The following is a 14,394-nucleotide window of genomic DNA, read 5'->3' on the forward strand; positions in this document are numbered from 1 at the left end:
TCACCGCCGTGCCACACGCTGATCAGTCCCAAACCACCCAGGAGGACGCCCCGGTGACGTACCCCGGAGCGCCCCGGCCGGTCCAGGTCCGCCCGACACCCCTCGGGGAGCTGGCCGATCGGCTGGGTATCGAACCCACCGGCGCGGCCGAGGTCACCGGTATCACACACGACTCCCGCGCGGTCAGGCCAGGCGATCTCTACGCCGCCCTGCCCGGTGCGCGCTTCCACGGCGCCGACTTCGCCGACCAGGCGGCGGGACTCGGCGCGGCCGCGATCCTCACCGACCCGGCCGGAGCCGAACGCGCCGCGGCGACCGGCCTGCCGGCCCTGGTCGTCGACGACCCGCGCAGCCACATGGGCGAGCTGGCCGTCGACATCTACGACCGGCCCGGCCACGGCCTGCTCCAGCTCGGCATCACCGGTACGTCAGGCAAGACCACCACGGCGTACCTCGTCGAGGGCGGTCTGCGCCGGGCCGGGAGACTGACGGGCCTCATCGGTACGGTCGAGATGCGCATCGGCGACGAGCGCATCAAGTCCGAGCGCACCACCCCCGAGGCCACCGACCTCCAGGCCCTGTTCGCGGTCATGCGCGAACGCGGTGTCGAGGCGGTCGCCATGGAGGTCTCCAGCCACGCGCTGGTGCTCGGCCGGGTCGACGGCTGCGTCTTCGACGTCGCGGTCTTCAACAACCTCAGCCCCGAGCACATGGAATTCCACTCGGGCATGGAGGACTACTTCCAGGCGAAGGCACGTCTCTTCACCCCGGAACGCAGCAGGGTGGGCGTCGTCAACTTCGACGACGAGTACGGCCGCCGCCTCCTCACCGAGTCGGGTGTCCCGGTGACGTCGTTCTCCGCCGAGGGCCATCCGGACGCAGACTGGCACGCCGAGGGCGTCGAAGTCGGCCCGTTCAGCAGTACGTTCACGGCCGTCGGGCCGGGGGGCGAGCGCATCTCGGCGACCGCCCCGCTGGCCGGCCCGTTCAACGTCGCCAACACGCTCGCAGCGATCGTCACGCTCGCCGTCGCGGGCGTCGACCCGCAGACCGCCGCCGACGGCATCGCCGCCGTCCCGGGTGTACCCGGCCGGCTGGAACGGGTGGACGAGGGCCAGCCGTACCTCGCGGTGGTCGACTACGCCCACAAGACGGACGCCGTCGAATCGGTCCTGCGCGCCCTGCGCAAGGTCACCGAGGGCAAGCTGCACATCGTGCTCGGCTGCGGCGGCGACCGCGACCAGCAAAAGCGCGGTCCGATGGGCGCGGCAGCGGCCCGTCTGGCCGACACCGCCGTACTGACGGCGGACAACCCCCGCTCCGAGGACCCCCTCGCGATCCTCGCCGCTATGGTCGCGGGCGCCGCAGAGGTGCCGGCCCACGAGCGCGGCGACGTCCTCATCGACTCCGACCGGGCAGCCGCCATCGCCGCGGCCGTGGCCCGCGCCCGGCCCGGCGACACCGTGCTGATCGCGGGCAAGGGACACGAGCAGGGCCAGGACATCGCGGGAGTGGTACGCCCCTTCGACGACCGTCAGGTGCTCCGCGCCGCGATCTTGAGCGCCGCACCGGCTCAGAACAGTGGGATGCCCCAGTGATCGTCCTCTCCCTCGCCGAGATCGCCGACATCACCGGCGGGCAGTCCTGCGACATACCGGACAGCGCCGTCCAGGTGACCGGTCCCGTGGTGATCGATTCCCGCCAGGTCGAGCCCGGCAGTCTCTTCGCCGCCTTCGCCGGCGAACACGTCGACGGCCACGAGTTCGCGGCCGGCGCCGTCGCGGCGGGCGCCGCGGCCGTGCTGGCCACCCGCCCCGTCGGCGTACCCGCCGTCGTCGTGAACGACGTCACCGAGGCGCTGGGCGCCCTCGCCCGCACCGTCGTCGGGCGGCTCGGCACCCAGGTCGTCGCGCTCACCGGTTCGGCCGGCAAGACCTCCACCAAGGACCTGATCGCCCAGCTCCTGGAACGCAAGGCCCCCACGGTCTGGACGCCGGGCTCCCTCAACAACGAGATCGGCCTGCCGCTCACCGCGCTGCGCGCGAGCGCCGAGACCGAGCACCTGGTCCTCGAAATGGGCGCGCGCGGCATCGGCCACATCCGCTACCTCACCGAGTTGACCCCGCCGCGCATCGGCCTCGTACTGAATGTCGGCACCGCCCACATCGGCGAGTTCGGCGGCCGCGAGCAGATCGCCGCCGCCAAGGGCGAGATGGTGGAGGCGCTGCCGACCGCCGACGCGGGCGGGGTGGCCGTGCTCAACGCGGACGACCAGCTCGTACGGGCCATGGCCGCCCGTACGAAGGCCCGGGTCGTGCTCTTCGGCGAGGCCGCGGACGCGGACGTACGCGCCGAGAATGTCCGGCTCACCGACGACGGCCGCCCCTCCTTCAGCCTTCACACACCCACCGGGTGCCGTGACGTGACCATGCGGCTGTACGGTGAGCACCACGTGTCGAACGCGCTCGCCGCGGCCGCCGTCGCCCATGAGCTGGGCATGTCCGTGGACGAGATCGCCCTGGCGCTCTCCGAGGCGGGCACGCTGTCCCGCTGGCGTATGGAGGTCACCGAGCGTCCTGACGGCGTGACGGTCGTCAACGACGCCTACAACGCGAACCCCGAGTCCATGCGAGCCGCCCTGCGCGCGCTCGCGGCGATGGGCGGAGCCTCTCGGCCCCAGGGGGGTCGTACGTGGGCGGTGCTCGGGCAGATGGCCGAGCTGGGAGACGATTCGCTCGCCGAGCACGACGCGGTCGGACGGCTTGTCGTCCGGCTCAACGTCAGCAAGCTCGTGGCGGTCGGGGGCAGGGAAGCGTCCTGGCTGCAGCTGGGCGCTTACAACGAGGGTTCGTGGGGTGAGGAGTCGGTGCACGTGTCCGACGCGCAGGCAGCGGTCGACCTGTTGCGCAGTGAACTGCGTCCGGGAGACGTCGTGCTGGTGAAGGCTTCCAGGTCGGTCGGTCTCGAGCGGGTCGCGCTTGCGCTTCTCGACCACCGCACCGAGGGTGAGGTCGCCGGCCGATGAGGCAGATTCTCTTCGCGGGGGTCATTGGGCTCTTTCTGACCCTGGTCGGTACCCCGCTGCTGATCAAACTGCTGGCCCGCAAGGGATACGGGCAGTTCATCCGCGACGACGGACCGCGCGGCCACCACGGCAAGCGCGGCACCCCGACCATGGGCGGCATCGCCTTCATCCTGGCCACGCTCGTCGCGTACGCCCTGGCGAAGGTCATCACCGGCGAGAAGCCGAGCGTCTCCGGCCTGCTGGTGCTCTTCCTCATGGCGGGCATGGGACTGGTCGGCTTCCTCGACGACTACATCAAGATCGTCAAGCAGCGTTCGCTGGGCCTGCGGGCCAAGGCGAAGATGGCAGGCCAGCTGATCGTCGGCATCGCCTTCGCCGTGCTGGCCCTGCAGTTCAAGGACATCCGCGGCAACGCCCCGGCCTCGACCAAGCTGTCCTTCGTCCAGGACTTCGGCTGGTCGATCGGCCCGGTGCTGTTCGTGGTCTGGGCGCTGTTCATGATCCTGGCGATGTCGAACGGTGTGAACCTCACCGACGGCCTCGACGGACTCGCCACCGGCGCCTCCGTCATGGTCTTCGGCGCGTACACCTTCATCGGTCTGTGGCAGTTCCAGGAGTCCTGCGCGGACGCGCCGAGCCTGACCAACCCGGAAGCCTGTTTCGAAGTACGAGATCCACTCGACCTCGCGGTCGTCGCCGCAGCCCTGATGGGCGCCTGCTTCGGCTTCCTGTGGTGGAACACCTCGCCCGCCAAGATCTTCATGGGCGACACCGGTTCGCTCGCGCTGGGCGGCGCGCTCGCGGGTCTGGCGATCTGCTCGCGCACCGAGTTCCTGATGGCACTGCTCGGCGGCCTGTTCGTGCTGATCACCATGTCCGTCGTGATCCAGGTCGGCTCCTTCAAGATGACCGGCAAGCGGGTCTTCAAGATGGCACCGCTCCAGCACCACTTCGAACTCAAGGGATGGTCCGAAGTCCTCGTGGTGGTCCGCTTCTGGATCATCCAGGGCATGTGCGTGATCGTCGGCCTCGGACTCTTCTACGCGGGCTGGGCGGCCGACAAGTGACCGACGCGAGCGACACCTGGACCGGCAAGCGGGTCACCGTCGCGGGTCTGGGCGTCTCCGGGATTCCCGCGGCGCGCGCGCTGCGGGGCCTCGGGGCCCACGTCACCGTCGTCAACGACGGCGACGACGAACGCTCCCGCGCCCAGGCCGCCGAACTCGCGGACCTGGGGGTCACCGTCCGCCTCGGCGACGGAGCGACACTGCCCGAGGGCACCGAACTCGTCGTCACCGCACCCGGCTGGAAGCCCGACAAGCCGCTCTTCTCGGCCGCCGCCGAGGCGGGCGTGGAGATCTGGGGCGACGTCGAACTGGCCTGGCGGCTGCGGGGACCTGGTGCCGCGCCGTGGCTCGCCGTCACCGGCACCAACGGCAAGACCACGACCGTACGCATGCTGGCCTCCATCCTGGAGGCCGCCGGCCTGCGTACAGCGGCGGTCGGCAACATCGGCGTCTCGCTGCTCGACGCCGTGCTCGGCGACGAGCCCTACGACGTACTGGCCGTCGAGCTCTCCAGCTACCAACTGCACTGGGCGCCCTCGCTGCGCGCCCACTCCGCGGCCGTCCTCAACCTCGCCCCCGACCACCTCGACTGGCACGGCTCCATGGCGGCGTACACCGCCGACAAGGGCCGCGTCTACGAGGGCAACCGGGTCGCCTGCGTCTACAACGCCGCCGACCCCGCGACCGAGGCCCTGGTCCGCGAGGCCGACGTCGAGGAGGGCTGCCGGGCGATCGGCTTCACCCTCGGCCCGCCCGCCCCCTCCCAGCTCGGGATCGTCGACGGCATCCTGGTCGACCGCGCCTTCGTGACGAACCGGCAGAAGAACGCGCAGGAGCTGGCGCAAGTCTCCGACGTCGCCGCGTCTTCCCGGGGGACAACCCCCGGAGCCCCCGGGCCCGCCCCGCACAACATCGCCAACGCCCTGGCGGCCGCGGCCCTCGCCCGCGCGTACGGTGTCGAGCCCGCCGCCGTACGGGACGGACTGCGCGCCTTCCGGCCGGACGCCCACCGCATCGAGCACGTGGCGGACATCGGAGGCGTCGCCTACGTCGACGACTCCAAGGCCACCAACACCCACGCCGCCGAGGCCTCCCTGGCGGCGTACGAGCCGATCGTGTGGATCGCGGGCGGCCTCGCCAAGGGCGCCACCTTCGACGAGCTCGTCGAGAAGTCGGCAAAGCGACTGCGTGGCGTCGTCCTCATCGGCGCGGACCGGGCACTGATCGCCGAAGCCCTGGCGCGACACGCCCCCGAAGTACCGGTGGTCGACCTCGACCGGACCGACACTGGGGCGATGCCGGCGGCGGTCCGGGAAGCGGCGCGGCTCGCCCAGCCGGGGGACACGGTGCTGATGGCCCCGGCCTGCGCCTCCATGGACATGTTCGCCAACTACAACAAGCGGGGCGAGGCCTTCGCCGACGCGGTACGCGAGTTGGCTCCGGGGCAGGGCTAGCACCCCGCAGCTCATGAGTGGAGGGGCACCGACATGTTGGCCGACGACGACGCCCCGCGCGGCCGCACGGCGCTGCGCGGGCGGGCCGGGGCCGTGGCGCCCCGCCGCCCGGCCGCCCTGCGCCGCCGCACCTCCGCACCGCCCGGGCCGCCGCGCGGCAGCGGTGTGCGCCGGCTGTACGAACAGGCGCGCCGCACCTGGGACCGGCCCCTGACGGCGTACTACCTCATCCTGGGCAGCGCTCTGCTGATCACCGTGCTCGGTCTGGTGATGGTCTACTCCGCCTCGATGATCAAGGCGTTGGCGCTGTCACTGCCGGCGTCGTACTTCTTCGGCAAGCAGTTCGTCGCCGCCGTCATCGGCTCGGCGCTGCTCTTCGCCGCCTCCCGGATGCCCGTCAAACTGCACCGCGCGCTGGCCTACCCGCTGCTCGCCGTGACCGTCTTCCTGATGGTGCTGGTCCAGATTCCCGGGATAGGAGTTGCGATCGGCGGCAACCAGAACTGGATCTCGCTCGGCGGCCCGTTCATGCTCCAGCCCAGCGAGTTCGGCAAGCTCGCGCTCGTCCTGTGGGGGGCCGACCTGCTGGCCCGCAAGCAGGACAAGCGGCTGCTGACCCAGTGGAAGCACATGCTGGTGCCGCTCGTCCCCGTCGCCTTCCTGCTGCTCGGCCTGATCATGCTCGGCGGCGACATGGGTACGGCGATCCTCCTCACCGCGATCCTCTTCGGACTGCTCTGGCTCGCTGGGGCCCCGACCCGGCTCTTCGCCGGAGTGTTCGCCTTCGCGGCCTTCCTCGGCTTCGTCCTCATCAGCAGCAACCCGAACCGTATGTCGCGCCTCTCGTGCACCGGAGCGACCGACCTCGGCCCCAAGGGCGAATGCTGGCAGGCCGTGCACGGAATCTACGCACTCGCCTCCGGCGGATGGTTCGGTTCCGGACTCGGCGCGAGTGTGGAGAAATGGGGTCAACTCCCGGAGCCTCACACCGACTTCATCTTCGCCATCACCGGCGAGGAACTGGGCCTGGCGGGGACGCTGTCGGTACTCGCCCTGTTCGCGGCTCTAGGCTATGCGGGTATCCGCGTGGCCGGACGCACGGAGGACCCCTTCGTGAGGTACGCCGCGGGAGGTGTGACCACCTGGATCACGGCCCAGGCCGTGGTCAACATCGGTGCGGTGCTCGGCCTGCTGCCGATCGCCGGTGTCCCGCTCCCGCTGTTCTCCTACGGGGGCTCGTCCCTGTTGCCGACCATGTTCGCCGTAGGGTTGCTGATCGCCTTCGCGCGAGCGGATCCCGCGGCGAAGGCCGCCCTCGCCATGCGAAGGACAGTCCTTGGCAAAGGGGCCGGGGTGAGATGGAAGACGATGAGACGGCGCGTCACGAAGCGTCCGTCCGGAGAGCGGTGAATTTCGGTGCATGTCGTACTCGCCGGTGGGGGGACCGCCGGCCACATCGAGCCCGCGCTCGCCCTCGCGGACGCACTGCGCAGGCAGGACCCTTCCGTGGGCATCACAGCCCTCGGCACGGAGCGCGGACTTGAGACCAGGCTCGTACCCGAGCGCGGTTACGAACTCGGGCTGATCCCCGCCGTGCCGCTGCCCCGCAGGCCCACCCCGGAACTGATCACGGTCCCCGGACGGCTGCGCGGCACCATCAAGGCCGCCGAGCAGATCCTGGAACGTACCAAGGCCGACTGCGTCGTCGGCTTCGGCGGCTACGTCGCCCTGCCCGGCTACCTCGCCGCCAAGCGGCTCGGCGTACCGATCATCGTCCACGAGGCCAACGCACGCCCGGGCCTGGCCAACAAGATCGGCTCGCGATACGCGCACGCCGTCGCCGTGTCCACCCCGGACAGCAAGCTGCGCGGCGCCCGCTACATCGGCATCCCGCTGCGCCGCACCATCGCCACCCTCGACCGGGCCCGCGTCCGCCCGGAGGCGCGCGCCGCCTTCGGTCTCGACCCCAGCCTGCCGACGCTGCTGGTCTCCGGCGGCTCGCAGGGCGCCCGCCGCCTCAACGAGGTGGTCCAGCAGATCGCTCCGGTGCTCCAGCGCTCCGGAATCCAGATCCTGCACGCCGTCGGCCCGAAGAACGAAATGCCGCACGTCGACAACATGCCCGGTATGCCGCCCTACATCCCGGTACCGTACGTGGACCGGATGGACCTCGCGTACGCGGCGGCCGACATGATGCTCTGCCGCGCGGGCGCGATGACCGTCGCCGAACTCTCCGCCGTCGGGCTCCCTGCCGCCTACGTCCCGCTGCCCATCGGCAACGGCGAACAGCGGCTCAACGCCCAGCCGGTGGTCAACGCCGGGGGCGGACTGCTGGTCGACGACGCCCAGCTGACGCCCGAGTGGGTGCAGAGCCACGTGCTCCCGGTCCTCGCGGACCCGCACCGGCTGTTCGAGATGTCCCGCGCGGCCGCCGAGTTCGGCCGCCGGGACGCCGACGAACTGCTCGTCGGCATGGTGTACGAGGCGATCGCCGCACGCAGGGCCGGCTGACCGGCCGGTTCCCGAACGCAGTGTCCCAGGAGGCGACAGGCAGTGGCCGGACCGACGACCGCCCCGCGCGGTGAACGACAGGCGCAGCAGTCGTCGGCGGCCGCCCCGTCCCCGGGCGGGGCCGGGGGCGGCCGGCTGCGGCTGCCCCGCCGTGGTGTGCAGATCCTGGTGCTGGTGCTCGCCGTCGTGCTCACGGGTGGTGGAATCTGGGTGCTGTACGGCTCTTCCTGGCTGCGCGTGGAGCGGGTGAAGGCCTCGGGCACACAGATCCTGACGCCCGATGAGGTACTCACTGCGGCGGCCGTACCGGTCGGGGCGCCGCTGATTTCAGTCGACACCGATGCCATTGAGGACCGGCTGCGGCAGAAACTGCCCCGTATCGACTCGGTGGAAGTCATCCGCTCGTGGCCGCACGGCATCGGTGTCGAAGTGACCGAGCGGAAGCCGGTACTGCTCATCGAAAAGGGCGAAAAGTTCGTCGAAGTGGACGACGAGAGTGTGCGGTTCGCCACGGTGGCCGAGGCCCCCAAGGGCGTACCGTTGCTGGAACTGACGCCCGGTGAGTCCCCGAGTCTGCGCCGGTTCGGCCCACAGCGGTTGCTGCGGGAAGCAGTGCGGGTCACCGGCGAACTGCCCGGGTCCGTCTCCCGGGACCTACGGACGGTCCAGGTCGATTCCTACGACTCCGTCACCCTGGAGTTGGAGCGAGGCCGTACTGTCGTGTGGGGAAGCGGTGAGCAGGGCGCGGCGAAGGCACGCGCACTGAAGGCCCTCATGAAAGCAGTACCCGGGGCCCGGCGCTTCGACGTCAGTGCGCCCACCGCACCGGCCGCGTCGGGGAGTTGACGGTCATACGCCCAGGCCAGCACCCTGGTTGGCCAGCGATATGGGTGATCACATAGGGTGAAAAGAAAAACGGGAGGTTCGGCGTGTTCGTTGAACGCGCACCACTTGTCGACTTAGTGTCCTGTTCGGAAGAGTTCAAGGAACAGACACACTGGTAACCCTAAACTTCACCGTTAGGGTTCGGGTCGGCGTTCGGACCGTCCCAATCGGCATCAGTCGTCGCGCGCTGCAACACCGCGACGGCACGTAACTCGAGGCGAGAGGCCTTCGACGTGGCAGCACCGCAGAACTACCTCGCAGTCATCAAGGTCATCGGTGTCGGCGGCGGTGGTGTCAATGCCATCAACCGGATGATCGAGGTCGGTCTCAAGGGCGTCGAGTTCATCGCGATCAACACCGATGCGCAAGCCCTGTTGATGAGCGACGCCGACGTCAAGCTCGACGTCGGCCGCGAACTGACCCGCGGCCTCGGCGCCGGGGCCAATCCGGTAGTCGGCCGCAAGGCGGCAGAGGACCACCGTGAGGAGATCGAGGAGGTCCTCAAGGGGGCCGACATGGTCTTCGTCACCGCCGGCGAAGGCGGCGGCACCGGAACGGGCGGCGCACCTGTCGTCGCCAACATCGCGCGCTCGCTCGGAGCCCTTACGATCGGTGTGGTCACCCGCCCGTTCACCTTCGAGGGCCGGCGCCGCGCGAACCAGGCGGAGGACGGCATCGCCGAGCTCCGCGAAGAGGTCGACACCCTCATCGTCATCCCCAACGACCGGCTGCTGTCCATCTCGGACCGCCAGGTCAGCGTGCTGGACGCGTTCAAGTCCGCCGACCAGGTGCTGCTCTCCGGTGTCCAGGGCATCACCGACCTCATCACCACCCCGGGGCTGATCAACCTCGACTTCGCCGACGTCAAGTCGGTCATGTCCGAGGCCGGTTCGGCGCTCATGGGCATCGGCTCGGCGCGCGGCGACGACCGCGCGGTGGCCGCCGCTGAGATGGCGATCTCCTCGCCGCTCCTGGAGGCGTCCATCGACGGCGCCCGTGGCGTGCTGCTCTCCATCTCCGGCGGCAGTGACCTCGGTCTCTTCGAGATCAACGAGGCCGCGCAGCTGGTCAGCGAGGCGGCCCACCCGGAGGCCAACATCATCTTCGGCGCGGTCATCGACGACGCGCTCGGCGACGAGGTACGGGTCACCGTCATCGCCGCGGGCTTCGACGGCGGCCAGCCGCCGGCCCGCCGGGAGAACGTCCTCGCCGCCGGATCGGGTTCGGGCGCCAAGCGCGAGGAGCCCGCGCAGCCGGCCCGCCAGGCGGAGGCCGCACGGCCGCCGGCCAGTGGCATCGGCACCATTCCGCCGCGCGAGCGCGAGGAGGCTCCGGTCCAGGCCGAGGCCGCGCCGACGCACGAGGCTCCGAGCGCACCGGCCTCGCCGGCGCACGTACCGCCGGCCCGTCCGTACCACCCGGACAGCCAGGCCGAAGAGCTGGATGTCCCGGACTTCTTGAAGTGACCGTGCAGCACCACGCGATACACGAGAACGGCGCGCACTTCGCCTTCACCGACAGGTGGGGCGGGGTGAGCGCCGTTCCGTACGAGCAGCTCAATCTCGGCGGTGCGGTCGGCGACGACCCTGCCGCCGTTCGCGACAACCGGGAACGCACCGCGAAGACGCTCGGCCTCGATCCGGCCCGGGTGGTCTGGATGAACCAGGTGCACGGGAGCGACGTGGCCGTGGTCGACGGACCGTGGGGGACCGCGAGCGCGATTCCCCCGGTCGACGCGCTGGTCACCGGGCGTCCGGGGCTCGCGCTCGCCGTGCTCACCGCCGACTGCACGCCCGTGCTGCTGGCCGACCCGGTCGCCGGGGTGGTGGCCGCCGCTCACGCGGGGCGCCCCGGGATGGTCGCGGGCGTCGTGCCCGCGGCCGTCGAGAGGATGATCACACTGGGCGCCGATCCCGCCCGTATCACCGCGCACACCGGCCCGGCCGTGTGCGGGCGGTGCTACGAAGTGCCGGCCGAGATGCGGGCCGAGGTCGCCGGGGCAGTGCCCGAGGCGTGGTCGCAGACCAGCTGGGGAACGCCGGCCGTCGACGTGACGGCGGGCGTGCACGCCCAGCTCGCAGCCCTCGGGGTGCGCGACCGGCGCCAGTCGCCGGTGTGCACCCTGGAATCGGGCGATCACTTCTCGTACCGCCGTGACCGCACCACGGGGCGGCTCGCCGGATATGTCTGGCTGGACGGATAGCGCATGACGGACCGTAAGGCACAACTCACCGCAAACCTGGCCCTGGTGGAGGAGCGCATCGGCGCTGCCTGCGCGGCGGCCGGGCGGGCGCGGGAAGAGGTGACCCTGATCGTGGTCACCAAGACGTACCCCGCGAGCGATGTCCGCCTGCTCGCCGAACTCGGCGTCCGCCATGTCGCCGAGAACCGGGACCAGGACGCGGCCCCCAAGGCCGCCGAGTGTGCGGATCTGTCGCTCGACTGGCACTTTGTCGGCCAGCTTCAGACGAACAAGGTCCGTTCTGTGGCGACTTACGCCGATGTCGTGCAGTCCGTCGACCGGGCGAAGCTGGTGACGGCGCTCTCGGCCGCGGCGGCGCGGACCGGGCGTGAGCTGAGCTGCCTCATCCAGGTCGCCCTCGACGCGGAGTCGGGCGAGCGGGGCGGCGTGGGGCCCGACGGCGTAGTGGAGTTGGCCGCGGAGGTGGCCGGCGCTGCCGGGCTCACGCTCGGCGGACTGATGATGGTCGCGCCGCTGGCCGGGCCCTACGCGGGCCGCCAACAGGCGGCGTTCGAGCGCCTGATGGAATTGTCATCCAGCCTGCGCGCGGCTCATCCTGCTGCGAACATGGTGTCAGCAGGGATGAGTGCGGACCTCGAGCAGGCCGTGGCAGCCGGAGCGACACATGTACGCGTCGGTACTGCGGTGCTCGGAGTCCGACCCGGGCTCGGGTAACGTCGCGAAGCAAGTCGGACCACAGCAGAAAATATGGTCATTCCCACTGATAGGTGGGCAGGCCGAGTGGATCGCGGGCACTTGGTGACGCTGCAACATCGGCAACAAGGGCGATCCACCACAGAGCGGAGGACTCAGAGAATGGCCGGCGCGATGCGCAAGATGGCGGTCTACCTCGGCCTCGTGGAGGACGATGGGTACGACGGCCGGGGTTTCGATCCCGATGACGATTTCGAGCCCGAGCCGGAGCCCGAGCGGGACCACCGCCGGCACCAGCCCCCGCACCAGGAGCGACACCAGGAACGGTCGCTGGAGCGCCATGAGGAGCCCGTGCGCGCGGTGCAGCCGCCGGCTCCGCGCGAGCCGGTTCCGCTTCCGGCTGAAAGCGGACGACTGGCACGTATTGCCCCCGTGGCATCCATCACACCTGAACGTCCGAACCTGGAGAAGAACGCACCGGTGATCATGCCCAAGGTCGTGTCCGAGCGTGAGCCCTACCGCATCACCACGCTGCACCCCCGGACCTACAACGAGGCCCGTACCATCGGGGAACACTTCCGTGAGGGCACTCCGGTGATCATGAATCTCACGGAGATGGACGACACGGACGCGAAGCGACTTGTCGACTTTGCCGCGGGTCTCGTCTTCGGTCTGCATGGCAGCATTGAGCGAGTGACGCAGAAGGTGTTCCTGTTGTCGCCTGCTAACGTCGATGTCACGGCGGAGGACAAGGCCCGTATCGCAGAGGGCGGGTTCTTCAACCAAAGCTGAGACACGACATCGGGAACGATGCCGGCCGGGAGGCCGGAACCACGAGAGTACGGGGAGAGGGAAGCGCGAGATGAGTGTGGCGCTGGACGTGATCTACATCGCGCTGATGTGTTTCCTCATCGTGCTGATCTTCCGGCTGGTCATGGATTACGTCTTTCAGTTCGCGCGTTCATGGGAACCCGGCAAGGCAATGGTGGTCGTTTTGGAGGCCACCTACACTGTCACCGATCCACCGCTCAAGCTTCTGCGGCGGTTCATTCCGCCGCTGCGTCTCGGGGGCGTGGCACTCGACCTGTCCTTCTTCGTTCTGATGATCATCGTTTACATCTTGATCAGCATTGTGATCAGGCTGTGAGCGATACGGTCTTGCCGACTGCCGACGACTACGTAGAGGTGAAGAAGAGATGCCGCTGACCCCCGAGGACGTGCGGAACAAGCAGTTCACGACCGTCCGCCTCCGAGAAGGCTATGACGAGGACGAGGTCGATGCCTTCCTCGACGAGGTCGAGTCCGAACTGACCCGGCTGCTCCGCGAGAACGAGGACCTGCGCGCCAAGCTGGCCGCCGCGACGCGTGCCGCCGCGCAGAATCAGCAGCAGCAAGGCATGCGCAAGCAGGAGCCGCAGGATCGTCCCGGCGCGCCCGTGCCGGCGGCCATATCAGGTCCGCCGGTCCAGCAGCAGCCGCCGCAGATGGGTCCGCCCCAGCTGCCCGGTGGCGCTCCGCAGTTGCCCGCGGGTCCCAGTGGGCACGGCCAGCACGGTCAGCAGGGCCAGCTCGGCCAGCACGGTCCGGGTCCCCAGGGCCAGCACGGCCCCGGCCCGATGGGTCAGGGCCAGATGGGCCAGGGGCAGATGGGCCAGGGCCAGGGGCAGATGGGTCAGGGCCAGATGGGCCAGATGGGCCAGATGGGCCAGGGTCCCATGGGCCAGGGCCAGATGGGTCAGGGCCAGATGGGTCAGGGCCAGATGGGTGGCCCGATGGGCGGCCACGGTCCGCAGCTTCCGCAGCCCGGTCAGGGCCCCGGCGGCGACAGCGCCGCGCGAGTCCTCTCGCTGGCGCAGCAGACCGCAGACCAGGCGATCGCCGAGGCACGTTCCGAGGCCAACAAGATCGTCGGTGAGGCGCGCAGCCGTGCCGAGGGTCTGGAGCGGGACGCCCGTGCCAAGGCGGACGCGCTGGAGCGGGACGCGCAGGAGAAGCACCGCGTGGCGATGGGCTCGCTGGAGTCCGCCCGCGCGACGCTGGAGCGCAAGGTCGAGGACCTGCGCGGCTTCGAGCGCGAGTACCGGACCCGGCTGAAGTCCTACCTGGAGAGCCAGCTGCGTCAGCTGGAGACCCAGGCGGACGACTCGCTGGCTCCGCCGCGGACCCCGGCCGCCGCTTCGCTGCCGCCGGCTCCGCAGATGAGCGGTTCCATGGCACCGGCCGGTGCGGGTGCGATGGGGCACTCCGGTCACTCCAGGGGCGGCGGCCCGTCGATGGGCGGCCACGGTGGCCCGTCCTCCAACGGCCCGTCGTACGGCGGTCAGCAGCAGATGTCGCCGGCGATGACCCAGCCGATGGCTCCGGTGCGGCCGCAGGCGCCGCAGCCGATGCAGCAGGCGCCGTCGCCGATGCGTGGGTTCCTGATCGACGAGGACGACAACTGACGGCGGTGCGCGCGGTGAGCGCGTAGCCGTCGGCAGGCTGAGGGCCGGGCCCCAGGGATTGCTTCCCTGGGGCCCGGCCCTTTTTGTGTGCGGGGTGCGGGGTGCGGGGTGC

Annotated in this window: 13 protein-coding genes; all 13 read left to right on the forward strand. The window is 70.3% G+C overall.

Going from position 1 to position 14,394, the window contains the following annotated elements; all coding sequences use genetic code 11:
- Positions 1-8: 8 nt before the first annotated feature.
- On the forward strand, positions 9-1,598 hold the full coding sequence (locus tag ACU6WZ_RS22505) for a UDP-N-acetylmuramoyl-L-alanyl-D-glutamate--2,6-diaminopimelate ligase (RefSeq protein ID WP_447029972.1): 1,590 nt from the start codon (positions 9-11) through the stop codon (positions 1,596-1,598).
- Positions 1,595-3,025: a UDP-N-acetylmuramoyl-tripeptide--D-alanyl-D-alanine ligase gene (locus ACU6WZ_RS22510; protein WP_447029973.1), complete on the forward strand. Its 1,431-nt coding sequence runs from the start codon at positions 1,595-1,597 to the stop codon at positions 3,023-3,025. Before ACU6WZ_RS22505 ends, ACU6WZ_RS22510 begins: the two co-directional genes overlap by 4 nt.
- Positions 3,022-4,092, forward strand: a complete 1,071-nt coding sequence (gene mraY / locus ACU6WZ_RS22515) for a phospho-N-acetylmuramoyl-pentapeptide-transferase (RefSeq protein WP_447029974.1) — start codon at positions 3,022-3,024, stop codon at positions 4,090-4,092. The genes ACU6WZ_RS22510 and mraY overlap by 4 nt, the downstream gene beginning before the upstream one ends.
- On the forward strand, positions 4,089-5,546 hold the full coding sequence (gene murD / locus ACU6WZ_RS22520) for a UDP-N-acetylmuramoyl-L-alanine--D-glutamate ligase (RefSeq protein ID WP_447029975.1): 1,458 nt from the start codon (positions 4,089-4,091) through the stop codon (positions 5,544-5,546). Before mraY ends, murD begins: the two co-directional genes overlap by 4 nt.
- A gap of 33 nt (positions 5,547-5,579) precedes the next feature.
- Positions 5,580-6,956 carry a putative lipid II flippase FtsW gene (ftsW, locus tag ACU6WZ_RS22525; RefSeq protein WP_447029976.1) on the forward strand — a complete coding sequence of 459 codons (1,377 nt, stop codon included), beginning with the start codon at positions 5,580-5,582 and terminating at the stop codon, positions 6,954-6,956.
- Between the two features lie 6 nt (positions 6,957-6,962).
- Positions 6,963-8,057, forward strand: a complete 1,095-nt coding sequence (gene murG, locus ACU6WZ_RS22530) for an undecaprenyldiphospho-muramoylpentapeptide beta-N-acetylglucosaminyltransferase (protein WP_447029977.1) — start codon at positions 6,963-6,965, stop codon at positions 8,055-8,057.
- Positions 8,058-8,099: 42 nt separating this feature from the next.
- Positions 8,100-8,903: a cell division protein FtsQ/DivIB gene (locus ACU6WZ_RS22535; RefSeq protein WP_447029978.1), complete on the forward strand. Its 804-nt coding sequence runs from the start codon at positions 8,100-8,102 to the stop codon at positions 8,901-8,903.
- Positions 8,904-9,175: 272 nt separating this feature from the next.
- On the forward strand, positions 9,176-10,408 hold the full coding sequence (ftsZ, locus tag ACU6WZ_RS22540; protein WP_447029979.1) for a cell division protein FtsZ: 1,233 nt from the start codon (positions 9,176-9,178) through the stop codon (positions 10,406-10,408).
- The gene (gene pgeF, locus ACU6WZ_RS22545) at positions 10,405-11,145 is read left to right on the forward strand and encodes a peptidoglycan editing factor PgeF (protein WP_447029980.1); all 741 of its coding nucleotides are present in this window, start codon (positions 10,405-10,407) and stop codon (positions 11,143-11,145) included. Before ftsZ ends, pgeF begins: the two co-directional genes overlap by 4 nt.
- A gap of 3 nt (positions 11,146-11,148) precedes the next feature.
- Complete coding sequence (locus ACU6WZ_RS22550) at positions 11,149-11,859, forward strand: YggS family pyridoxal phosphate-dependent enzyme (protein ID WP_447029981.1); 711 nt, start codon at positions 11,149-11,151, stop codon at positions 11,857-11,859.
- Positions 11,860-12,000: 141 nt separating this feature from the next.
- Positions 12,001-12,630: a cell division protein SepF gene (locus ACU6WZ_RS22555; protein WP_447029982.1), complete on the forward strand. Its 630-nt coding sequence runs from the start codon at positions 12,001-12,003 to the stop codon at positions 12,628-12,630.
- Between the two features lie 70 nt (positions 12,631-12,700).
- A complete protein-coding gene (locus ACU6WZ_RS22560) occupies positions 12,701-12,985 on the forward strand; it encodes a YggT family protein (protein ID WP_138895421.1) in 285 nt (94 codons plus the stop codon).
- Between the two features lie 49 nt (positions 12,986-13,034).
- A complete protein-coding gene (locus ACU6WZ_RS22565; protein WP_447029983.1) occupies positions 13,035-14,282 on the forward strand; it encodes a DivIVA domain-containing protein in 1,248 nt (415 codons plus the stop codon).
- Positions 14,283-14,394: the final 112 nt, after the last annotated feature.

The organism is Streptomyces hypolithicus, assembly GCF_052934925.1.